The organism is Desulfosarcina alkanivorans, assembly GCF_009688945.1.
Classification (GTDB): domain Bacteria; phylum Desulfobacterota; class Desulfobacteria; order Desulfobacterales; family Desulfosarcinaceae; genus Desulfosarcina; species Desulfosarcina alkanivorans.
Genome location: NZ_AP021874.1, coordinates 4320722 through 4341932, shown reverse-complemented (window position 1 = coordinate 4341932; position 21211 = coordinate 4320722). Strand labels below are relative to the sequence as shown.

General features: G+C 58.3%; 19 protein-coding genes. 5 read left to right on the top strand and 14 right to left on the bottom strand.

Features of this window, described 5'->3' with window-relative positions:
• Window positions 1-5 precede the first annotated feature (5 nt).
• Together DSCA_RS18960 and DSCA_RS18955 are read left to right on the top strand one after the other, a co-directional pair.
• The gene (locus tag DSCA_RS18960) at window positions 6-1067 is read left to right on the top strand and encodes an ABC transporter ATP-binding protein (protein WP_155317913.1); all 1062 of its coding nucleotides are present in this window, start codon (window positions 6-8) and stop codon (window positions 1065-1067) included.
• A 107-nt stretch (window positions 1068-1174) separates the two neighbouring features.
• Entirely contained in the window at window positions 1175-1654 is a 480-nt protein-coding gene (locus tag DSCA_RS18955) for a cation-translocating P-type ATPase (RefSeq protein WP_155317912.1), read from the top strand.
• A gap of 214 nt (window positions 1655-1868) precedes the next feature.
• Here DSCA_RS18955 and DSCA_RS18950 read toward each other — a convergent pair whose 3' ends face one another.
• Complete coding sequence (locus DSCA_RS18950; RefSeq protein ID WP_155317911.1) at window positions 1869-3059, bottom strand: iron-containing alcohol dehydrogenase; 1191 nt, start codon at window positions 3057-3059, stop codon at window positions 1869-1871.
• A gap of 180 nt (window positions 3060-3239) precedes the next feature.
• On the opposite strand from DSCA_RS18950, the gene DSCA_RS18945 reads away from it, so the two are divergent.
• The gene (locus tag DSCA_RS18945; protein WP_155317910.1) at window positions 3240-4124 is read left to right on the top strand and encodes an AraC family transcriptional regulator; all 885 of its coding nucleotides are present in this window, start codon (window positions 3240-3242) and stop codon (window positions 4122-4124) included.
• A 49-nt stretch (window positions 4125-4173) separates the two neighbouring features.
• Window positions 4174-5037: a DUF169 domain-containing protein gene (locus DSCA_RS18940; RefSeq protein ID WP_155317909.1), complete on the top strand. Its 864-nt coding sequence runs from the start codon at window positions 4174-4176 to the stop codon at window positions 5035-5037.
• Between the two features lie 556 nt (window positions 5038-5593).
• Here DSCA_RS18940 and DSCA_RS18935 read toward each other — a convergent pair.
• From DSCA_RS18935 to DSCA_RS18910, 6 genes are read right to left on the bottom strand one after another with little or no spacing between them, the layout of a single operon-like run.
• The gene (locus DSCA_RS18935) at window positions 5594-6334 is read right to left on the bottom strand and encodes a TIGR03943 family putative permease subunit (protein ID WP_167527865.1); all 741 of its coding nucleotides are present in this window, start codon (window positions 6332-6334) and stop codon (window positions 5594-5596) included.
• Complete coding sequence (locus tag DSCA_RS18930; protein WP_155317907.1) at window positions 6331-7386, bottom strand: permease; 1056 nt, start codon at window positions 7384-7386, stop codon at window positions 6331-6333. The genes DSCA_RS18935 and DSCA_RS18930 overlap by 4 nt, the downstream gene beginning before the upstream one ends.
• Window positions 7387-7815 (bottom strand): Fur family transcriptional regulator, encoded by a 429-nt coding sequence (locus DSCA_RS18925; protein WP_155317906.1) that lies wholly within the window; start codon window positions 7813-7815, stop codon window positions 7387-7389.
• A gap of 2 nt (window positions 7816-7817) precedes the next feature.
• On the bottom strand, window positions 7818-8687 hold the full coding sequence (locus DSCA_RS18920; protein ID WP_155317905.1) for a metal ABC transporter permease: 870 nt from the start codon (window positions 8685-8687) through the stop codon (window positions 7818-7820).
• Between the two features lie 3 nt (window positions 8688-8690).
• A complete protein-coding gene (locus DSCA_RS18915) occupies window positions 8691-9491 on the bottom strand; it encodes a metal ABC transporter ATP-binding protein (protein WP_155317904.1) in 801 nt (266 codons plus the stop codon).
• The gene (locus DSCA_RS18910) at window positions 9478-10368 is read right to left on the bottom strand and encodes a metal ABC transporter solute-binding protein, Zn/Mn family (RefSeq protein ID WP_155317903.1); all 891 of its coding nucleotides are present in this window, start codon (window positions 10366-10368) and stop codon (window positions 9478-9480) included. The genes DSCA_RS18915 and DSCA_RS18910 overlap by 14 nt, the downstream gene beginning before the upstream one ends.
• 267 nt (window positions 10369-10635) lie before the next feature.
• Here DSCA_RS18910 and DSCA_RS18905 point away from each other — a divergent pair, with 267 nt between their 5' ends.
• Entirely contained in the window at window positions 10636-12900 is a 2265-nt protein-coding gene (locus tag DSCA_RS18905; RefSeq protein WP_155317902.1) for a PQQ-dependent sugar dehydrogenase, read from the top strand.
• A 32-nt stretch (window positions 12901-12932) separates the two neighbouring features.
• Here the strand turns inward: DSCA_RS18905 and DSCA_RS18900 are convergent, their stop codons facing one another.
• From DSCA_RS18900 to DSCA_RS18870, 7 genes are all read right to left on the bottom strand, one after another.
• On the bottom strand, window positions 12933-13682 hold the full coding sequence (locus tag DSCA_RS18900) for a tetratricopeptide repeat protein (RefSeq protein ID WP_155317901.1): 750 nt from the start codon (window positions 13680-13682) through the stop codon (window positions 12933-12935).
• On the bottom strand, window positions 13679-15403 hold the full coding sequence (locus DSCA_RS18895; protein WP_231716543.1) for a BatD family protein: 1725 nt from the start codon (window positions 15401-15403) through the stop codon (window positions 13679-13681). The genes DSCA_RS18900 and DSCA_RS18895 overlap by 4 nt, the downstream gene beginning before the upstream one ends.
• Window positions 15403-17205 carry a VWA domain-containing protein gene (locus DSCA_RS18890; protein WP_155317899.1) on the bottom strand — a complete coding sequence of 601 codons (1803 nt, stop codon included), beginning with the start codon at window positions 17203-17205 and terminating at the stop codon, window positions 15403-15405. The genes DSCA_RS18895 and DSCA_RS18890 overlap by 1 nt, the downstream gene beginning before the upstream one ends.
• Window positions 17202-18200, bottom strand: coding sequence for a vWA domain-containing protein (locus DSCA_RS18885; RefSeq protein ID WP_155317898.1), 999 nt, complete (start codon window positions 18198-18200; stop codon window positions 17202-17204). Before DSCA_RS18885 ends, DSCA_RS18890 begins: the two co-directional genes overlap by 4 nt.
• 110 nt (window positions 18201-18310) lie before the next feature.
• On the bottom strand, window positions 18311-18964 hold the full coding sequence (locus DSCA_RS18880) for a DUF4381 family protein (protein ID WP_167527864.1): 654 nt from the start codon (window positions 18962-18964) through the stop codon (window positions 18311-18313).
• Between the two features lie 161 nt (window positions 18965-19125).
• Window positions 19126-20016 carry a DUF58 domain-containing protein gene (locus DSCA_RS18875; protein ID WP_155317896.1) on the bottom strand — a complete coding sequence of 297 codons (891 nt, stop codon included), beginning with the start codon at window positions 20014-20016 and terminating at the stop codon, window positions 19126-19128.
• A gap of 122 nt (window positions 20017-20138) precedes the next feature.
• The gene (locus DSCA_RS18870; RefSeq protein ID WP_231716216.1) at window positions 20139-21119 is read right to left on the bottom strand and encodes an AAA family ATPase; all 981 of its coding nucleotides are present in this window, start codon (window positions 21117-21119) and stop codon (window positions 20139-20141) included.
• Window positions 21120-21211 lie beyond the last annotated feature (92 nt).

The following is a 21211-nucleotide window of genomic DNA, read 5'->3' as shown; positions in this document are numbered from 1 at the left end:
TAATAATGTCGAGTGCGCTACACATAGATTCAATTTCAAAAGCGTTTAATGACAAATGCGTCATCAGCGCGTTATCACTTGATCTTAAAAGGGGTCATATTGGTTGTCTGTTGGGAGAAAGCGGGTGCGGTAAAACCACTGCATTACGTTGTATCGCCGGATTCGAAACCATTCCATCGGGTACGATCCGGATAGACGGGACGTTGGTATCAAGCTTATCCAGGCATGTGCCTCCTGAAGACAGACGGCTGGGAATGGTATTTCAAGACTATGCACTGTTTCCCCATTTAACGATTGAAAAGAATATTGCATTTGGTATCGGAAACCGACCTTCAAAAGACCGGAGGAGGCGCGTAGGCAATATGCTTGAGCTGGTTGGTTTGGAAAACGACGCCAAAAAATACCCCCATGAACTGTCCGGCGGCCAGCAGCAACGCGTTGCCTTGGCCAGGGCGCTGGCACCCAATCCGGAATTGCTGCTATTGGACGAACCCTTTTCGAATTTAGATGTCGCATTGCGGGAACGGCTTTGCATCGATGTACGAAACATCCTCAAGGATATCGGCATCAGTGCCCTGCTTGTTACCCACAATCAGCATGAAGCCTTTGCCATGGCAGATATCATTGGCGTGATGAGAGAAGGGGCGCTAGAACAGTGGGACACGGCCTATAACCTCTATCACCGACCCAAAAGCCAATATGTAGCAGACTTTGTCGGCGAAGGGGTGCTGGTTCAAGGGCAAGTCACATCGGCGGACGAAGTTCAGACTAGTCTTGGCACTCTAAAAGGTCGTTTTTCCTATCCATGCAGAAATGGCTGCCCCGCCGATGTGCTGATTCGGCCGGACGATATCATCCACGATGACAGCAGCCCATTTAAAGCCAAAGTAATCAGAAAGAGATTTCGAGGCGCAAACATTCTTTATTCGTTGCAACTACAAAGTGATGAGGAGGTGCTTGCGTTGGTATCAAGCCATCATAATCACTCGATTGGTCAGAAGATTGGTATCAGGCCACAGGTAGATGAGATCATTCTCTTTGAAGCCGGTATGGCTGTAAACGGATAGTAAATTGATTATTATCACTTCAATTGCATGGTAACCTTAATTGGACAGGATTGAATCAATAATTGGGCGTTTTTTCCAAACTGGGTGTGTATCAGGAATTGTTCAGATTGAGAGATTTCTACCTGGCTTTCGCAGCGGCGGTACTGGCACTGTTTAGTTTCCTCATTGATTATGGCAGCCCAAATACCAGCCTCTTGGGAAACATCCTGGCCATCATATCCGTAGTCATAAATGGTGCCCCCATTGTTTGGGGCGCAGTGAAGGGGCTACTCGAGCGCGAAGTCAACGTAGATGAATTGGTCAGCCTGGCGATCATCGCCAGTCTCATCCAGGGCGAATTTCTAACCGCCGCCGTTGTCAGTTTTGTGATGACCATGGGCGGGCTGATTGAACAGGTCACCAGCGAATCGGCACGCAAGGCCATCACGTCACTGGTGCACATAACACCGGAAACCGCCACGGTAATAAGCGGCGATGAAGAAAAGACTGTCCCGATTGAGAAGGTGGGGGTCGGACAAAATCCTGATCAAGCCCGGAGAGCGAATACCGGTAGATACCCGCATACTGTCCGGGTTATCGGCAGTTGATGAGCACGAGATGGATCGTTGGCCATCAGAAAGAGCGGATCGATGCGAACGCTACCGGTAAGCCATTCGGCGGGTCCTTGCATCGATGGCTGAGAACCGTTTTTCTTTATTTCCACGGTTGATGCTCCTATCTTGGTGCCATTTTTAAAGCGGGCGCCGCACCTCGTGACCACTGAAAGCTGTCGTTTACCGGCGGGCGCCATCGGAGTGACGCTTACAGAGCGGTTTTCAGCACCTCAGCGATATCCTCCTTGCTCATGGCAGGACGACCGAGGAGATTGCCGTCCTCATCTCGGAGAACCAGCGCTGCATCTTCGGCATATTTGGAAAACAACTCCTCGCCGATGCCAAGTTCCGACAGACGGGTAGGACAGCCAATGGACCGGAGGAACGCTTCCAAACGGTTGATGCCTTCAAGGGCGCATTCCAGGTCATCGCTGCGCTCGGGCTTGAGGCCGTAGATACGCTCGGCAAACTGCACAAATTTGTCAGGACGGGCCTTGGCGGCAAACCGCATCCAGGCCGGGTTGACAATTGCCAGGCCGGCGCCATGGGTGATGTCATGATGGGCGGATAGTGCATGCTCGATCATGTGTACCGGAAATCCTGCCGGATTTGCCCCGGCCTGCACGAAACCGTTCAGCGCCACGATGGAAGCCCATTGCACCTGGGTTCGCGCCTCGAGATCGCTGCCATTGGCCACCGCTTTTTTACCCCACGCGATGGCGTTGATAATCGTGCCTTCGGCGAATCGATCCTGGATCGGTGTGCCGTCGGCGCCGTTGAAATATCCTTCGGTCACGTGGGTGATAATGTCGCAGACACCATAGGCGGTTTGATCTTTGGGCACGCTCAGGGTCAGTTCCGGATCGACCAGGGCGATCTTTGGAAATAGAGCCTCCGTTTGTACAAAGGATTTTACCTTTGTTTCATGGTTGCTGATGACCGCGCCGCAGTTCATCTCCGAGCCGGTGGCTGCCAGAGTTGGAACCGTGACAATGGGAAGGGTTTCTGTTGGGATCACCCAGTTCTCCTGCCCATGTCCAATCAGGTCCCAGGGATCGCCATCATACAAAGCTGCCGCTGCGATCACCTTGGCGGCGTCCATTGTGCTGCCACCGCCCAAAGCAACGATCACATTGCAGCCTTGTTCCCGGACGATATCCGCGCCGCGCTTCACAGATGTGATTCTCGGGTTGGGGTCAATTCCGGCGCATTCCGCATAGGCAACGCCAGCGGTGTCCAGGCTGGAGACCGCCTTGTCAAAAACGCCATGGCGTTTGACGCTGCCGCCACCGGTGACGATCAACGCTTTGCTGCCATGCTTGCTGACCACTTCACCGAGTTTTGACAAGGTTCCGGCACCGAAGATCAGATGGGTTGGGTTGTAAAATTCGAAATTCATGAAAGGCCTCCTTCGTTTGGCTTGTTGATGGTTTTGAATGGATAGTAATGCGAGGCCGACCGACAGGAAATATCCGATCCTCTCAGAATATTGCCTATTCCTGCTTATATCTTTATTTTTGGTTGATTAATAATTTGGAATATTGTCTAAATCTGACATGCGAAGAAGGAGGGATCGACCATGTCAAAAATGGCGGAACTGTTAAAACGCTTTCCGAACATTAATGACGGAGCATTTGAATCGCGGCTCCAAGGAGTGCTCTTCTTTAAGGAGACCCAGCCCATCCCCCGAAGACCGATGGTTTATAACCCCGGCATCTGCATCGTTGCCCAAGGCCACAAGATTGGCTACCTGGGCGGCCAGAAGTTTCGATACGACGCCAGCCATTACCTGGTGACTTCGGTGACCATGCCGTTCGAATGCGAGTCTTTTGCGAGCCCCGAGGAACCGTTGCGTGGTCTCTACATCGATATTGATATGGCCCAGCTGCACGACCTGATCGGCCGATTGGGGCTTCAGGCAGAGATTGGCATTGCCAGTGAAAAGGGCTTGCCCTGCGGGATCGGTCCGGCTGCCATGGATGAAGATATGGCGGAGGCAACGACGCGACTGGTCAAGTGCCTGCAGTCAGAAGCGGAAGCCCAAATCCTGGGTCCAGGTCTGGTGCGGGAAATACTCTATCGGGCGCTGTGCGGCGCCCAGGCGCCGGTCCTTTATTCGCTGGCCATGCATAGCGGCGCGTTCTCCCAGGTGGCGCGTGTACTACAGATCATGCAAAGCGACTATGCGGGAAAACTCGACGTGGAACAATTGGCCGATAAGGCGCGCATGAGCGCCTCTGCCTTTCACCGGGCCTTCAAGGAAATTACATCGGATTCTCCCATGCAGTATTTGAAGAAGATCCGGTTGACCAGAGCAAGGGATTTAATGATACAGGAAAACCTGAAAGCATACATTGCCGCTGAAAAGGTGGGATATGAAAGTCCTTCTCAGTTCAGTCGCGAATTCAAGCGCTACTTTGGTCAAAGTCCTGCTGAGATGGTGCGCGAGATGCGGGCTGCTTAATATCGCGTGCGACCCCGAAAGTTTCACCTAAAAAGGGAGGAAAGATACCATGACCATGAAATCGGTACTCGAAGAAACCAATAAATTTCTGGACCATCTCGGTTTGATCGAAGAGCCATTCGGAGTGTATTACGATAACATCAAACCCGAAAATGCGTTCGGGCCAAAGCCTGGCATACCCTTGTCGCGCGAGCTGGAAGAGCAGGGAGAAGTAGATATGCAAGAGGTTTTTAAGCACTTTTCCTGCGTCATCGGCAACATTTGGCTAGCAAGGAAAAAGCATCGTGCCGCCTATATTTCCACGGAAGAGTATGGATGTCCGGGAGGCGTGTTCTACTGCTCCATGATGAAACCCAATGTTAGATTCATTGAGCATTATGTGACCACGGGCTTTAGTGGTACTCCCCTGCATGGCGAGCGGTTTTTGCCTTCGCCTGAGGCCATGAGGAAATTTCTTGACAAAGTCAACCCCCGCAAAGCTCCTGGAAAATACTGTATTTTTAAGCCGCTTTCTTTGTTTACTGACAGCGAGGTGCCAGAGTTCGTAATCTTTTTCGCAAGGCCCGAAGTGTTGACCGGTCTTTTCATCCAAACGACGTTCACCACTGGCGATGTGGATTGTGTCGCCTCCCCCTTTGGAGCAGGATGTACCAACATAATCGCTTGGCCACTTTTCTATAAAGAGCAAGGGATCGAGAAGGCCATACTTGGCGGGTTTGACCCTTCGGCCAGGAAATATATGAAAACCGATGAGTTAACCTTTACGGTCCCCTGGTCTCTGTATAAGAAAATGTTAGCGGCCTTGCCGGAATCCATGTTCAGCGTGGATGGAGAATGGACAACTGTGCGCAAAAAGGTAACCCGCAGCGCGAATGTTTGGGGAGAAGGCAATGAAGCCATTCCTAAACGATGAGGATGTCATATGCTGACAGCAGTTGCAGGATGTGTTGACTCCGGGAGGGCTGGATTGGGTATTGAAAAATGATAAGAGCCGGGACCAATCGATTCAGAATAGATCTTGAAAACCAAAGCTATCTGCCCTTGACGTAACGACAGATAGCCATAGGTTGTCGATTGGGTGGATCGTGGGCCCATCCCAAGCACCACGATATCTGGGGACGCCTGAATTGCCAAGCCCTTGCAGATTGCATTGGGGGAAAAGAAGCTATCCCAGAAATGTGGCCACTTGAGAGGTATTGAGTAATAGCCGGTTCCGTCAAATTCAGATATCGTTTCCCGTAAGCGCACACGGGGTTGAAACGATCAATTTTTAACAATGACTGAACTGTAGGCGTTTACAGGGCGCCGCAGATGCAGGGCTTCGGGCATGCAGACGTACTATTTGTGCTTCAAATGCCCGGTAACGACGCATATGCGTTCACCCTGTGAACACTTGCCGTTTCCCGATGCTGGCAGGTCAGGTAGATCCTGCTTTGCGCGATTGTCAGGCCGGATGTCCCGACCCGTGGCTAGAAGAACAGGTATTGCTCGGCCGGTGACGGGGCCGCTTTTTTTACGATGGTGTCGGCTTCGATCACCGGCACATCGGTTCCGTTGAAATTGACGATCCGGACCGTACCCGCCACGCGAATCCAGTTCTCGTCCTCAAAGGCCTCCACGCCGGTGTTTTCCACGAAGACCCACACCGGCAGCGCGTCTGCCGCGCAGCAGAAGATAGCGAAGCGGAACAGGGTCAGATAGTTTTCCGGCATGATGGCCGGGCGGTAGACCAGCCCTTCGGTGACCACCTGCCGGCCCTCCATTCGTTTCATCCGCCGGGCGATGTCCAGAAGTGACACCTCCGGGTCCCGGTCCGCCCCTCTGGATGGTTCGTTTCCGCGTTCCAGCAGGCGTGAAAGGGTCTGCTGCTCCATCCCGGTAAATTTTCGGGTCAGGGCATGGGCGCCCATGCCCTGACCGGTCACCGTGGTCAGGAAAAGCAGCGGCGTCATGAGCAGGAGTGCCCGGGCGGTTGTCGCGGCCAATGACCAGCCGGTGCCGACTGGCTTCGGGCCGGAAAGGGTCACCACCATGAATGCCGCCAGCAGCATGGCGCCACCCGCCAGGAAGAACCGGAACCGGGGATGAAGAAAGGCGCTGTCGCTGCCGGTGAGCAGCAGCCAGCACAGGACGCCCAGCCAGAGGGCATACAAAAGCGCATCGAGGTAGCGGCAGACGAAGGCGGCGATGGTTTTGGCCGTCCGGGTCATTGGCCCATCCATGTGCCGGCCATCATGCTCAGAAAAACGATGATGCCCGTCGAAACGGATAAGACCAGAATCAGGCGTTTTCTGAAGATCCGGAAATACATGGCCAGCAGTTTAAGGTCCAGCATGGGGCCCAGCACCATAAAGGCCATCTGGGCGCCAAGGGGCAGGGAGGTGCGAAAGGAGGCCGCCACAAACGCATCGGCTTCGCTGCAAAGGCTCAGGACGATGGCCAGGATCATCATGGCCAGGATGGAAAGGGACGGGGATCCGGAAACAGCGGCCAGGTCACCCCGCGCCACCAGGGTCTGCAGAAGGCCGGCCACGAGGGCTCCCACAACCAGAAAACGGCCGGTATCGAGAAAATCGGACGCGCCGTGGCCCAGTGCCTGCAGCATTTTAACCCGGGCCCGAAGTGGGATGGCCGGCCGCTCAAGCCCGCCTCCCGATTCCGGGAGGCTTGCCATGGTTCCCGCCAGCAGTGCGCTTTTCCGTGAGAAGAGGCGGTCGATCAGCAGTCCCATGGCCACGGCGATCAGGTAGCCGGCGGCCAGCCGATACCCGGCGATCAGGAGATCGTTGCCGTAGGCCACTGCCGTGGACAGGGCCACCAGCGGGTTGACGATGGGGCCGCCCAGCAGAAATGCGATGCCGGCGCCCAGGGGCAGGCCCTTTTGGAAAAGCCGGCGCACCACCGGCACGATGGCGCATTCGCATACCGGAAACACCAGGCCCAGGCCGGCGGCCAGCAGAATCGCCGGCAGGGGGCGTGCCGGAACGATGCGTGTGATCGCCGTTTTAGAGACGAAGACCTCGATGAATCCGCCGATGGCCGCGCCCAGCAGCATGAAGGGCAGCGCTTCGAGAAAAATGGAGACGAAGGTGATGCTCAGGGTGGCGAATCCAGGCGTGCGGCGGAAAAAAACAATCAGGCCGACCAGGGCGGCCACAGACCCGAATTGGGCGACGATGAAAAACCGGGAGCCCGTTTCCCCGGGCGGCGGGTGGTGGTGCGTCGGATGGGCTGTCGGCTCGGCCGGGATCGGGGGGCTCATTTATTTCATGCAGTTCTTGCAGAGGCCGTCCACCCGGATTTCCACTTTGTCGATGCGGCCGGGAAAGGTTTTACGCAGTGTGTCGCTATTCACGTTCAGGCTTTCCGGCGTCAAACAGTCCATCTGGCCGCAGCGTTTGCAGTAGAAGTGGGGATGGGGGCGATGGTTTTCATTGGGCGCCATGCCATAGTAAAACGCCCTGCCGCCGGTACTGATGCGATCCACCAGTCCCCGGGACACCAGCAGATCCAGGATGCGGTAGACCGTGACCCGGTTGATGCTGCAGGTTCGCTCCAGCGTCTGGTAAATATCGCCGGCGGACAGGGGATAGTTGTTGTTACCGACCACTTCGAGCACACGCACCCGGTTGTCGGTGACATCCAGGCCGGCCCTATTCAGCAGGTGTTCGTAGTCGCATCGATCGCACATGATCAGCTCCTTTGCGAATCCACGGCGGTGTTTTCCTTCCGGTTCCAGGATGGTGCGGTCTCGCGTCGAACGGGGCTCAATCGCTCGACCATCAGGTTTAAAAAAAAGAAGAGGCCGGCCACCATGATGATCGATGCCCCCGAGGTGAGGTCGAATGCGTAGGAGATCCACAGCCCGGCCACCGTAAACACGACGCCCAGTACACTGGAGCCGACCATCATCTGCAGCAGGGAGTTGGCATGCTTTTCCATGATAAAGGGCGGAATGGTCAGCAGCGCGATCACCAGGATAAGGCCCACCACCTGGATGACCATCACCACGGTGACGGCCAGCATGCCGATGAGCATAAAGTAGAGGGCGGTCACCGGTACGCCCCGAATGCGGGCAAACTCCTCGTCGTAGGAGAGGGCCAGCAGATCCTTGTAATAGACCGCCACCAGGCCGACGATAAACAGTCCCATGACGACCATGATCCACAGGTCGGCGTCCGGTACGGTCAGGATGCTGCCGAACAGGTAGCTCATGAGGTCCACGTTATAGCCTGGGCTCAGGTCGATCAGGATGATACCGCAGGCCATGCCCAGTGCCCAGATGACCCCGATGATGGTATCGGCCCGGTGCCGGGCTTTCAGGGTGACGGCGGCCATGAGCATGGCCGCGCCCATGGAAAAACCCAGGGTGCCGGCAAGGTAGGGCCAGCCGAAATAAAAGGCCAGGCCGATGCCGCCGTAGGCCGCGTGGGCGATTCCCCCGGAGAGAAAAACGATGCGGTTCACCACCACCAGTGTGCCCATGATGCCGCAGATGATGCTGGCCAGCAGGCCGGCGGCCAGGGCATTGCGCATGAACTCGAATTGAAGCGCATCAATCATGGGTCACTCCTCGTGGTGCTGCAGCACCCGGTGGGGAAGGTGGCCGTGGGTCACGAGTTCCACGGGGCAGACCTCCTCCACGGTGCACGGGTACATGGTCTCCAGCATGTCGCCGGTGATTTCGGCCTGCCGATGGTAGTGCAGGCGGCGGTTGACGCAGGCCACGGACTTCACATAGGTGGAAATCACCAGCAGGTCGTGGCTGACCACCACAATCGTGACGTCCCGGTTCAGCCGTTTGAGCAATTGGTAGAACTCCGTCTGGCCCCTGGAATCGATGCTGGCCGTGGGTTCGTCCAGCAGCAGCAGCCGGGGGCGGGTCACCAGGGCCCGGGCGATGAACACCCGCTGGCGCTGGCCGCCGGACAGCTCGCCGATCCGGCGCTGGGCCAAATCGGCCATGTCGATCCGGTCCAGGGCATCCATGGCATCCCGGCGGTCCTGCGCTTTGTTCGCAGACCATCTTTTGCCGGGGGCCAGCTTTCCCATGAGCACCACGTCCAGGGCGGTAATGGGAAAACGTCGGTTGATGTGCACATCCTGGGGCACATAGCCGATATGATGGGAAACGCGCACGGCCGGCTCGCCCATGACCCGGATTCGTCCCCGTTGCGGTTTGAGCAGCCCCAGCATCAGCTTGAGGAGCGTGGTCTTGCCCCCGCCGTTGGGTCCGATCATGGCGATGAAATCCCCCTCCCCGACCTCCAGGTTGACGTCTTCGAGCACCCGCTGCCCGTTGTAGGTAAAATCGAGATCCGTGACCTGGATGATCGGATCGCTGGCGGTGTGATTAGTTGAACGCATTTTTAAATTCCTCGGCGACATGGCGCAAATTGGTTGCCCAGTCCCGGGCCAGCGGGTCGACAGCGACCACCCGGCCGTCGATCGCCCTGGAGATCTGCCGGGCGCTTCTGGACGAAAACTGGGGCTGCACGAAAACCACCTGGATCCGGTTGGATCGTGCATGCTCGATCAGTGTTTTGAGCTGAGCCGGTTTGGGGCTTTTCCCTTCGATTTCGATGGGCACCTGGTTCAGTCCATAGGTGTGGGCAAATGTTCCCCATGAGGGGTGAAACACCATGAAGGGTGAGCCCTTCAACCCGTCGAACGCGGTTCTCAGGTCGGCGTCCAGGTCCACGAGTTCAAGAATAAATTCCCGATAACGGGTTTCATAGACCGGCCCATCGGCCGGGTCGGCGGCCCGAAGCGCCGTCAGTATCGATCGTGCCTGCAGCATGACCAGGGGCGGTGACAACCAGATGTGGGGATCGAGCGTGTCCGGGTGGTGCCCGTGTCCATGCGCATCGTCCGCCTGGTGGCCGTCATGGGTTGCCATGGGCCGCTTCATGATGCCATGATCGGTGTGAATCACCTTCATCCCGGGGTTGATGGCCGTCAGTTTGTCCAGTTTGGCGGTTTCAAACTCGATGCCGACGGCAAAATAGAGCACCGCCCTGGACAGGGCCACCATCTGCTGCGGCTTGGGTTCGTAGGTGTGCGGGTCGGCTCCGGGTTCCACCATCACCTGCACGTCGACCCGATCCCCGCCAATTTGTTGCACGAAGTAAGCCTGGGGGGGGATGCTGACGAAGACGGGCAGGCGCTCGCCGGCCCCCGCCCAGGGCGTTAACCCGGTTAATATCCAAAAAACAATCCAAAACGATATTTTGGAATGGGCCATCTTGTATCTCCCGGTCAGTTGCTGGTTTTTTGCGTTGAGCGCCTGATGACGCTATGCAAATTTATTGCATAGGAAGTGGGTTGACAAGGCAGAAGTTAAAAAAATAGACTGATATGATACCATGGTGGCCAAAAAACGGGTGGGAATATCTTTCATCATGGTATCAAAAAATCAGCGCCCCACAAATGGAACGCTCCCGAAAGGAACGAGCGACCTAAAAATCATCCGCATCCATTTTCCAAAAAGATCCGGCCATCGGTGACTTTCATGGTAACGTATTTTTCGGTTATCTCCGCGGCCATCGCTTTGACCCTTTTTTCAAGCGGGGCTGCCCATCCCTATGGCATCGAAACCCGTGTGCCCAATACCGCACTGCTGATCGATGAACTTCCGTCCGAACTTCCGGGAACCATGCAGACCCGTCGGGTTTTCCCCGGCCTCAGCTTTTCCAATCCGGTACTTATCGTCGACGTCCCCGACGCCTCCAATCGTCTTTGCGTCGTCCGGAAAAACGGCCTTATCCGGATTTTTCCGAAAACGGTGAATCCTGCTTCGGAGGATGTCTCGTCTTTTTTGAATATCAGCGACCAGGTTCTGGATGCCGGTGAACAGGGGTTGCTCGGGTTGGCTTTTGACCCGGATTATGCCTCCAGCGGCGAATTTTATGTCTACTATTCATGGAACGGAACCGACCCCGGAACGTCCCGTATATCACGGTTTACCAATGACAATCCTGCAGACAACACTGTAGATCCGTCCTCTCAGGAAATTGTTCTTGAGGTGTCACAACCCTATACCAATCACAACGGCGGGATGATTGCCTTTGGTCCGGACGAGATGCTGTATGTCGGTCTGGGAGATGGCGGATCCGGCGGCGATCCTTTGAACTCCGGGCAGGATACGACCACCTTGCTGGGGAGTATCCTGAGAATTGATGTGCGCAGCGATGAAACCGACCCTGGCTTGAACTATAGGATCCCGACCGACAACCCTTTTTACAGCGGCGGGCCGGATGGCCCTTCAACCCGAAAAGAGATATACGCCTATGGGTTGAGAAATCCCTGGCGGTTCAGCTTCGATTCCTTAAACGGGTACCTGCTTGCCGGCGATGTGGGACAAGCTGCGCGGGAAGAGATTGATTCCATTACGCCGGGAGGTAATTTTGGCTGGCGGATTATGGAGGGCTCCGGGTGCTATGACCCACCGACCTGCGATCCCGCGGGCCTGGTTCTCCCCCTGGCCGACTATGGCCGGTCGGAGGGCAGTTCGGTGACCGGCGGGTATGTCTATTATGGCAGTGAGGTCTCCGCGCTTTATGGGCAGTATGTCTACGGTGATTTTGCCAGCGGGAAAATATGGAGCCTCGGGTATACCGGTGCCACCGTTCACGGTCCTCATGTGCTGGTGAGCAATTCGGGTTTGAATATCTCCGGATTCGGCCAGGATGCTTCCGGCGAGGTGTATGTACTGGATTATCATGGCGGCGGTGTCTATGTGCTGGATCAATCCTCCGGTGGCGGCGGCTTCCCCTCGAGGCTCAGTGATATCCCGGCCCTGCTTGCCGCCGGTCGTGGCGTCGATCAGACCCACCTGGGCATCATTCCCTATAAACCGAGCGCCGCCCTGTGGTCCGACGGCGCATTAAAAGAACGGTTCATGGCCCTTCCCGAACTGGAACCGGCCGGCTATCAAAACAGGGGGGGCTGGGATTTTCCCGAAAACAGCATTCTGATTAAAAATTTTGTTATTCCACTGGATGAACGGGATCCCGCGGGATCCGCCAAAAGGGCAGAAACGCGTTTGCTCTACAGGAAAAATGGCCTGTGGCATGGATTTTCCTACGAATGGGATGACAGCGGGTCAGATGCCCGACTGCTTTTGACCGGCAAGACCAAGACCTTCAACATCACGGATAAAAACGGCCTGCCGGTTATCCTCTCCTACCTATACCCCAGCCGCAGTCAGTGCATTCAATGTCATACCCGCGTCGCCAACGGGGTGCTCGGCCTGACAACCGCGCAGTTAAATGTGGACTATCTATATCCGGCCTCACAGGTTACCGACAACCAGTTGCGGACATTGGATCATATCGGCCTTTTCACGCCATCCCTGCCGGCTGATCCTGATCTGCTTCCCCGCATGCCGGACCCTGCGGACACGTCTGCCTCCCTGCAGCGACGGGCACGGGCCTATCTGGCATCCAATTGTTCCATGTGCCACCAGCCGGGCGGCCCCGCCCCCACCCATATTGATCTGCGGTGGGAGGTGGTGAATTCAAGGATGAACGCTGTCGATGTGCCTCCGGGAAACGGCGATTTCAACTTAGACGGCGCATTGATCATTTCAACCGGTCGGGTGGATGATTCCGTTTTGCTTCTTCGGATGACACTGCGGGACGGTCTCTTTCAGATGCCGCCTCTGGCAACATCCCGGGTTGACCAGGACGCCATCGCCCTTCTGCGCCAATGGATTGCCCAGATAAAGAGACCGTCCCTGGATGCCGTTCGGCTGCTTCTGCTGTCGGGTGATTGAGCGCCGGCAGCCCATTCCCCGCCGGGTGGCGATCAGATTATCCCGGCATCGGTTTGCCTGACCCAGCCGATCTTGTCCTCGGTGTAGCGGACCAGCAGGTGGGTGTCGGTTTGACGTTCGACCCGGACGCGGGTGCCGGCATGCAGGATGAAAAGCTGGGTGGCGGTGTCGCTGAAACCGGAGCGCACGGCGGTCTGTTCGGTCAGGATCACGGCATACCGGACTTGTCGGGCCTCGACATAGTTATAGGCCGCTGTAGCGCTGAAGACAATCGTGGCGGCGGCGGTCAGAATGACGGAAGGCCGCAGGAGGCGTTTTTTGCGGGCGGCCAGGACCGACAAGGCCGTCCACAGGGCCGCATTGAGCAGGATGGCCGTCCAGCGGACGGTGGCATGGCTCAGCTGGTATTTCCAGAAAAACAGGATGCGCAGCAGGGGGGACTCCCGCTCGCCGCGTTCATCTTTGGTCAGGGTCAGGGCATAGTCGTGGTTGAAGCGCAGATCCGGGTCGTCCGGGATATGTTGCAGTGCCCGCTCATACCACAGCAGGGCGTGGCCCAGGTCATCGTTTTTTAAATGGGCATTGCCCAGGTTATAAAAGAGCCTGCCGTTGTCTACCCCGCCGTCGGCCAGGCTTTCGAATGCGGCGATGGCCGCCGGCCAATCTCCATTTCGGTAGGCTTCGGTGCCGTCCATGAAGGTGCGGGCGGGCTCCGATGCCGAAGCTGTGGCCAGCGCCAGGAGCAGCATGATGCATCCGAAGGTGAGCGTCCGTCGTTTCATCGGGTCAGTCTCCGTACGGCCTGCCGGGTCCGGTCGAGCAGTTCCGTCCGCTTGTTCCCGTCCAGGGGGCTGCCGGAATAATTGAGGGACTCGATCGTTTCCAGCAGGCCTGCGGTGGCGGCGGCTTCGTCGTCATCCCACCCGATGTCGGTCAGTTGATGTCTGGCCTCCGACCAGGTGAGGGAGGTTCCCATGATTCCTTTACGGCCCTGGATGGCCGACACCAGCGCCCGGTAAAGGGCCGTGAGAAAATCGGCATCCGCGCAGTCGCCGGCGGCTGTTTTCAGGGACTGCCGGGCCCGGTCGGCCATGATCCTGCCGGGGTCGTCCTCTTTCAGCATCATCTTCACCACCGCCCTGGCTGCCGCAAACCCCAGCACCGGTAGGGCCAGAAAGATCCCGAACCACAGGGGCGTCATCGAACGACGGGTCTTCAGGGCTTCCAGTCCCGCCTTCAACGGGAGGATATCCCGATCGGTAAACTCCACACGTCGTTTCGAAGACGGGGGCTGCCCGGGCGCGGCCCGGAACACCTCGATGTCGGCCGCTGTCGTATCGGACGGCGAGGCGGTCAGATCAAATGCCGGGCTGGACAGGGTGCGGTAGCGACCGGCGCCGGCGTCAAAATAGGTTAGGACGATGGGATCGATACGGTACTGGCCCGGTTTGACGGGAACCAGGGCCGTCCGGAAGGTTTTGCTTCCCGTGTAGCCGTCGGTCCCCGGCTGGACCTGCACCTCGGGGTTGTCGGCGTAGACCTTGAACTCCTCCGGCGCGGGAATGACCGGTGCCGGTGCGTCCATGATGTTGCCGCTGCCGTTGATGGTCACGGCCAGCGTGGTGGAGTCGCCCACCTGGATGTCCGTTTTTTCCAGGCTGGCTGAAATCTCGAACCGGCCGACCAGGCCGGAGAAGGCGGTGCCCGGCGGTGCATCCGGCAGAGCCCGCACCCGGACCGAAATGGGGTCGGTGTCAAGGACGCGGGTGGTCAATTCCCTTCGACCGAAAAAAGCGTCCATGCCGGCGAAGGGCCTCGGCCGGCGGTTGCGCTGCACAAGGCCCGCCTGAAGCACGGCCGGTTCAATCTGGAGGGTGCCGGTTTTCACGGGAACCAGGATGAAGGTCACCTCGGTGACGATGAATTCCCGGCCATTGACCACCGTGCGGAAGGAGTGGCGGTCCTCCAGTTCCTCGGCATTGAATCCATCAAATTCAGGGGCCTGGAATTTGGCGTCTGCAATCTGGACGGCGTTGAACAGGCGGAAGGTGTAAATGATCTGCTGGCCAAGCCATGGTGAGGTTTCCGAGACGGCGGCGGTCACATACACATCGCGCTTTCCGCTGTCGACCGGCGGTTCTTCCGAGACCGTGACGCGGATGGGGGCCGTGAAATGGGCCTTGCCGTCGATGGTCACCGGTATGGCCGGGATCGTCAGGCTGCCGGCTTTCAGGGGAATCAACACATAATTATGGACCAGCTGCCGGGAGGTCCGGCCATTGATCATGTTAAAACTGCTGCTGGTTCCCCGGGAGATGGTTTTGAAACCGGTGATCCCGGAAAGATCGACCGTTCCTTTGCCGTCCTCGATGGTGACCTGCATGGCGATGGACTCCCCGACCGTGGCCTGGTTGCGGTCTACCACGGCACGCACGCTCGCCGCGTCGGCCGTTGCCGCCGCCAGCAGACACGCTACCATCGCCATGACCAGTTGTCTGACCATCACCAGTCCTTCTCCACCGTCCGTCTGCCCCCGGCGGGCATGAGCGCCCGGCCCGGTTGATCCTGCAGGCGGTTCAGCATCCGCTCGGCCTGTCCGGGGTCGCCGGTCTGCCCGCCCTGCCGGTCCGCCCGGGGCGTCTGGTCGGGCGGCCCATCGTCCGGCGGCTTGTCCCCGGCCGCCTGTTGGGCCTGCTGCGGGTCCATCTCGTCTCCAAATTCGGGGCGTTGCGGTTCCCCGTCGCCTTCCGGCCGGCTGTCCCGGGAACCCTCCTGTTGCTGCGGGTCTTGGTCCGATTTCGAATCCCGGGCCCCGTCGGATTGGGATTTCTGCTCCTGGTCCTCCTGATCTTTTGGGTCCCCGTTCTTCTGACTGTCGCCCGACTGCTGCTGCTGTTTTTGCTGCTCCAGAACCTTTTTCACAAATTCCAGGTTCTCTTTGGTCCGGCTGTCCTCAGGATCGAGGGACAGGGCCGCCTCGTAGTGGCCGATGGCCTCCCTGGCGTTGCCCCTTCGGAATTCGGTGTTGCCCAGGTTATAGAGGGCTTTTTGTTTCAGTCCGGCATCATCGGTTTCCAGCGCTTGCCGGTAATGGTCGGCGGCGGCCTCGAAATTGCCGGTTTTATAGTAGGCATCTGCCACATTGTAAAGCATTTCAGGGCGGTCAGGGGCATCCAGCTGAGCGTCGGTGAAGTGTTTGAGGGCCTGTTCGAAATCTTCCCTTTCGTAGGCGGCGATACCCTCGCGGGTGTCGCTGGCCTCGGCCGGCGGCAGCGGGGAAAGGATCAGCGCAGCCAGCAGCCCGGCAACCAGGCCTTTACGGGTGACCGGCAGCATCAGCTCCGCCACGAGGCAGAGCAGGGCCAGGGCCAGGGGCCACTGGAAGCGGTCCTCCCACACCTGCCGGCGACCCGAAGCGAGGGTTTCGGCCTCCATCTTCCGGCGGATTTCATCGGTGTAGATGGCATCCAGGTCCATGTCTCCGGCCACCGAACGGACATAGGTGCCGCCGGTGACCATGGCTATTTTTTTCAGCGTGGTTTCATCCAGCCGCGAGAGCACGATCTGTCCGGAGCGGTCTTTTTTGAAGCCGCCGGCCGCTTCGGGAATCGGCACCCCGGCGCTGCCGCCCACCCCGATGCAAAACAACTTGATGTCCTCTTTTTTCAATGCCTCTGCAGCCTTGACGGGATCGCCGTCACCGGTGTTTTCACCGTCGGTGATCAGGATCACGGCCTTGTCCGAAGCGCTCTTGGGGTCGAAGCTGGTCAATGCCGTTTCCAGGGCGCCGGTGATATCGGTACCCCCCACCGGCAGATAATCGGGCGAGAGGGCGCCCAGAAACAGGTTGAAGGCATCGTAGTCCAGGGTCAGGGGACATTGCAGAAACGCGGTGCCGGCAAAGGCCACCAGCCCCACCCGGTCGCCCTCCAGCATGGCCAGCAGGTCGAAGACCTCCCGCTTGGCGCGTTCCAGGCGGTCGGGCTGGATGTCGGCGGCGGTCATGGAGCGGGAGCAGTCCAGGGCGATGATGATGTCGACCCCCTGCTGACGGATTTCCTGCCAGCGGTAGCCGTATCGGGGGCCGGCCAGGGCCACGGCGCCAAAGAGCACCGCGCCCATGAGCAGCGCCCCCTTGATCCACCGCCGGCCGCCGACCGTGTCCGGAGCGATGACGCCGAGGCCGTGGCCGGAGGAAAACCGGTTCAGAATATCACGCCGCCGCCGCATGCCGTAGACGATCACCAGCAGCAACAGCGGCACGGTCCAGATGAAAAACAGCATTTCGATTCTGAAAAACGTCATGGGATGACCAGGTACCTCGTGTTGCGCAAGATAACGTAAACGGGCAGCAGGACCAGGGCCGGGATCAGGAGCCAGGGGTAGACCTCGCTGTATTCGGCATAGATGTCCACCTTCACCTCGGTGGTCTCCATGGCGTCGATGGTGTCATAGATCTGCTGCAGCCCCTCCAGGTCTTCGGCCCGGAAATACAGCCCGCCGGTCCGGTCGGCAATGGCCCGCAGGGTCGCTTCGTCGATATTGACCTGCTGGTAGACATAGCGTTCGCCGAACAGGGGATCCTTGACCAGGAAGGGCGCTTTGCCCCGGGTGCCCACGCCGATGGTGTATATCCTGACCCCCTTCTGTACGGCGATTTCACCGGCCGTGTCCGGCGAGAGTTCGCCGGCGTTGCTCACCCCGTCGGTGAGCAGGATGATGATGTTGGAGGAGCTCTCGATGTCGGCCAGCCGCTTCAGGGCGATGCCGATGGCATCGCCGATGGCGGTACTTTTTCCCGCGGCCCCGATTTCCAGCCGGTCGAGAATGCTGACCATGGTGTTGTAATCGCGCGTCAGGGGAAGCTGGGTGTAGGCGTGGGTGCCGAAAACCACCATGCCGATGCGATCGCCGCTGCGTCCGGCCACAAACTCCTCAACCACCCCCTTGACCGCCTCAAGGCGGTTGACGACGCGCCCTTTCTTCTTGAAATCGAGGGCGGCCATGCTCTCGGACAGGTCCATGGCCAGTACGATGTTGATGCCTTCGGTGAGCACTTCGGTCCGTTCGGTGCCCCACTGCGGCCGCGCCAGGGCCACCACCATCAGGCAGAGCACCACAAATTTGACGGCCGGTACCAGCCGGCGCAGCCTCAGGGCCGGCGAAGCCGGGATCGCTGCCGCCGGAAACAGGGCGCTGCTGGCCATGGCGGGGGAGCGGTGCCGCCGGTGGCGATACCAGAACAAGGCCGGCAGGAGCAGCAGGAGAAAGAGAAAATAGGGAGATGCGAAACGAAACATAATTATTTTAAATCACAATAATCAAAAGACAAATCACAAAGGCCAAACTTCAAATCCCAAACAGATCGTACAATATTTGCGGTTCCCGTTTTGATATTTGAAATTGGATATTATTTGCGGTTTGGAATTTGTTTTTTGGAATTTCCATCGTCTGGGGGGAGCACAATATGTTGTTCTCCCTTATTTTCCGCTTCGTCCGCCAACGTGGTTTTTTGCACAAACTCCCGGGCGAAGAAGAGGTCCGTTTCCATCTGTTTTTCCACCACCGTCTCGCCGCCGAATTTCACCGGGTCCATGGCCCGGCACAGGCTTCTCAGCCCCCGGGCCAGGTCGCTGTCGACCGGCAGCCGGTCGATACAGGGCAGGAACTCTTCGGTGGTCATCTCCGGCGCGCCCACGGCGAAGCGGCCGAACACGTATTGCCGCAGGATGGCCGACAGGCGGAAGTAAAAGGTCTTTCCGTCCAGGCGGCGGACATCGGCAATTTCCTTCAGGGCCTGCATGGCCGTCATTTCCGGGGGCAGCTCGGGAACGAGGGTCTCGATGGCTCGGGCCTTCCTGCGTTTTTTCCACCACCACCATGCCGCCGCCAGAATGGCCGCTGCGGCCAGGGCCAGGAGCACGGGGACCAGCCAGGGGGCATCGATGCCCACCGGCACCGGCGGCAGGATGTCGTGGATATCGGTCATGGGTGCCGGGGCATGTGGAGCTGGCGATTCAGATGCTGCCGCCGGGCCGGCAGGAGCCGCGGCTTCCTCTCCCATGACCTGGCCCGCCTGAAGAAAAGTGAGCAAACAAAGAATAACTCCCGTGGTATAGATGACACGAGAACGGGTTTGGCAGGGCCGGCGGGAGGACGCTGTATCACCAATATCGCAACGACCGATAACGAGGTCCAAAACCATTCTCGTGACGCCTATCGTCTTCATCGCCGCCGTCGCTCCCGGTATCTGAAATACCCGGCCAGGGCCTCGGCCGCATCACCGTCCGTGGGCATTTCGATGCAGTCCATGTCCATGGCCTTGTGGGTTTGCAGGATCCGCTCGTGAATCGCCTGCCGGCCGGCTCGATACCGTTCGCGGGTGACCCGGTCCGACGCGTCCAGGTGGCGTACCGTGCCGGTTTCCAGGTCCTTGAAGGCAACGATGCCGCCGTCGGGCAGTCGAAACTCTCCGGGATCGGTGACCAGCACGCTGATCAGCTCATGTTTCCTGGCAGCCGAACGGATTCGCAGGCTGGTGGCCCGGCCGAAATCTTCGGTGAGAAAATCGGAAACCAGGAAGGCCACCGTGCGTTTGCGGCACACCCGTGCCAGAAAATCCACGGCCGCGACGATGTCGGTTCCCGGGTGCTCGGGCTGGAATGCGAAAATTTCGCGAATGAGCCGCCACACGTGGGCCGATCCTTTTTTGGGGGGAATGTAGCGCTCCACCTGGTCGGTGAACAGGATGGCGCCGGCCTTGTCATTGTTGCGGATGGCATTGAAGGCCAGGATGGCGGCGATCTCCGCGGCGGTTTCCCGCTTGATGCTTTCCGTGGTGCCGAAGCGGCCGGACGCGCTCATGTCCACCAGGAGCATGACCACCTGCTCCCGCTCCTCCCGGTAGCGTTTGATGAAGGGTTTGCCCATGCGGGCCGACACCTTCCAGTCGATGCTCTTGACGTCGTCGCCGGCAGTATACTCGCGCACCTCTTCAAACTCGATGCCCGCCCCCCTGAAGACCGACCGGTACTGTCCGGCCATCAGCGTGTTGACCATGCGGCCGGTCTTGATGTGAACTTTTTTTATTTTTCTGATGATGTCGGGGGAGAGCATGGGCTTCGACTTCAGTTGCTACATAATCTTGAGGTTTTGTCAAATTGCCGTTTGCCAAACGAGACCGTCAGGATATTTTTTGTGAACCGTGAACCGTGAACCGTGAACCGTGAACCGTGAACTTATGGCACCTCCACCGAATCGAAGATGCGGGCGATGATGCTGTCGGTGTCGATATCCTCGGCTTCGGCCTCGTAGGTCAACAGGATCCGGTGGCGCAGCACGGCCGGGGCGATGGTTTTCACATCCTGGGGGGTCACGTAGGCCCGGCCCTGCAAAAAGGCATAGGCCCGGGCGGCCAGGCTCAGGAAGATGGTGGCCCGGGGCGAGGCACCGAACTGGATGTAGTTGGCCACATCGATGTTGTAGGTCTTCGGACTGCGGGTGGCGAAAACCAGGTCCACGATGTAGTCTTTGAGTTTTTCATCCATGTAAACGCCGTTGATCAGCAGGCCGATGGCGCTGATCTCGGCCGGGTCGAGCACCGGCTGAACGGCCTCCGGGAGGTCGAAGCCCACCCGCTTCATGATTTCCTTCTCCTCGGCCTTGTCCGGGTAGTCGATCAGAATCTTGAGCATGAACCGGTCCACCTGGGCCTCGGGCAGCGGATAGGTGCCTTCCTGTTCGATGGGGTTCTGGGTGGCCATGACCAGAAAAGGGTCGGCCAGCAAAAAGGTGTTGTCGCCGATGGTGACCTGGCGCTCCTGCATGGCTTCCAGCAGTGCCGACTGGACCTTGGACGGGGCCCGGTTGATCTCGTCCGCCAGGATGATGTTGTTGAACAAGGGGCCTTTTTTAATGCTGAAATCGCCGGTTTTGGGACGATAGATTTCCGTTCCCACCAGGTCGGCGGGCAACAGGTCGGGGGTGAACTGGATGCGTTTGAAATCGGCGCGTACCGTGTCTGCCAGGGCCTTGACCGCACTGGTTTTGGCCAGGCCGGGCACGCCCTCGATCAGGATGTGGCCCCGGGTGAAAATACCCATGAGCAGGCCGTTGATCAGTTCCCGCTGGCCCACCAGAACCTTGCCGATCTCTTCCCGGATGCGGTTGACCAAAAGATGTTTTTCTTCAATTTGCGCTTTGAGTGCTTCCAGTGGCACGGCAGTCTCCTTTTGCCCGTTTTCATATCGATGCCCCAGGGACGCGAAGATGGTGCCGTCGCGCCTGCATGGTTGAATCAGATGGCTGAATC

Excerpts from the sequence above, each read along its gene's own strand:
- DSCA_RS18960 (WP_155317913.1), top strand. The coding sequence starts at position 6 with ATGTCGAGTGCGCTACACATAGATTCAATTTCAAAAGCGTTTAATGAC.
- DSCA_RS18950 (WP_155317911.1), bottom strand. The coding sequence starts at position 3,059 with ATGAATTTCGAATTTTACAACCCAACCCATCTGATCTTCGGTGCCGGA.
- DSCA_RS18945 (WP_155317910.1), top strand. The coding sequence starts at position 3,240 with ATGTCAAAAATGGCGGAACTGTTAAAACGCTTTCCGAACATTAATGAC.
- DSCA_RS18940 (WP_155317909.1), top strand. The coding sequence starts at position 4,174 with ATGACCATGAAATCGGTACTCGAAGAAACCAATAAATTTCTGGACCAT.
- DSCA_RS18935 (WP_167527865.1), bottom strand. The coding sequence starts at position 6,334 with ATGACCCGGACGGCCAAAACCATCGCCGCCTTCGTCTGCCGCTACCTC.
- DSCA_RS18930 (WP_155317907.1), bottom strand. The coding sequence starts at position 7,386 with ATGAGCCCCCCGATCCCGGCCGAGCCGACAGCCCATCCGACGCACCAC.
- DSCA_RS18925 (WP_155317906.1), bottom strand. The coding sequence starts at position 7,815 with ATGTGCGATCGATGCGACTACGAACACCTGCTGAATAGGGCCGGCCTG.
- DSCA_RS18920 (WP_155317905.1), bottom strand. The coding sequence starts at position 8,687 with ATGATTGATGCGCTTCAATTCGAGTTCATGCGCAATGCCCTGGCCGCC.
- DSCA_RS18915 (WP_155317904.1), bottom strand. The coding sequence starts at position 9,491 with ATGCGTTCAACTAATCACACCGCCAGCGATCCGATCATCCAGGTCACG.
- DSCA_RS18910 (WP_155317903.1), bottom strand. The coding sequence starts at position 10,368 with ATGGCCCATTCCAAAATATCGTTTTGGATTGTTTTTTGGATATTAACC.
- DSCA_RS18905 (WP_155317902.1), top strand. The coding sequence starts at position 10,636 with ATGGTAACGTATTTTTCGGTTATCTCCGCGGCCATCGCTTTGACCCTT.
- DSCA_RS18900 (WP_155317901.1), bottom strand. The coding sequence starts at position 13,682 with ATGAAACGACGGACGCTCACCTTCGGATGCATCATGCTGCTCCTGGCG.
- DSCA_RS18895 (WP_231716543.1), bottom strand. The coding sequence starts at position 15,403 with ATGGTCAGACAACTGGTCATGGCGATGGTAGCGTGTCTGCTGGCGGCG.
- DSCA_RS18890 (WP_155317899.1), bottom strand. The coding sequence starts at position 17,205 with ATGACGTTTTTCAGAATCGAAATGCTGTTTTTCATCTGGACCGTGCCG.
- DSCA_RS18885 (WP_155317898.1), bottom strand. The coding sequence starts at position 18,200 with ATGTTTCGTTTCGCATCTCCCTATTTTCTCTTTCTCCTGCTGCTCCTG.
- DSCA_RS18880 (WP_167527864.1), bottom strand. The coding sequence starts at position 18,964 with ATGGGAGAGGAAGCCGCGGCTCCTGCCGGCCCGGCGGCAGCATCTGAA.
- DSCA_RS18875 (WP_155317896.1), bottom strand. The coding sequence starts at position 20,016 with ATGCTCTCCCCCGACATCATCAGAAAAATAAAAAAAGTTCACATCAAG.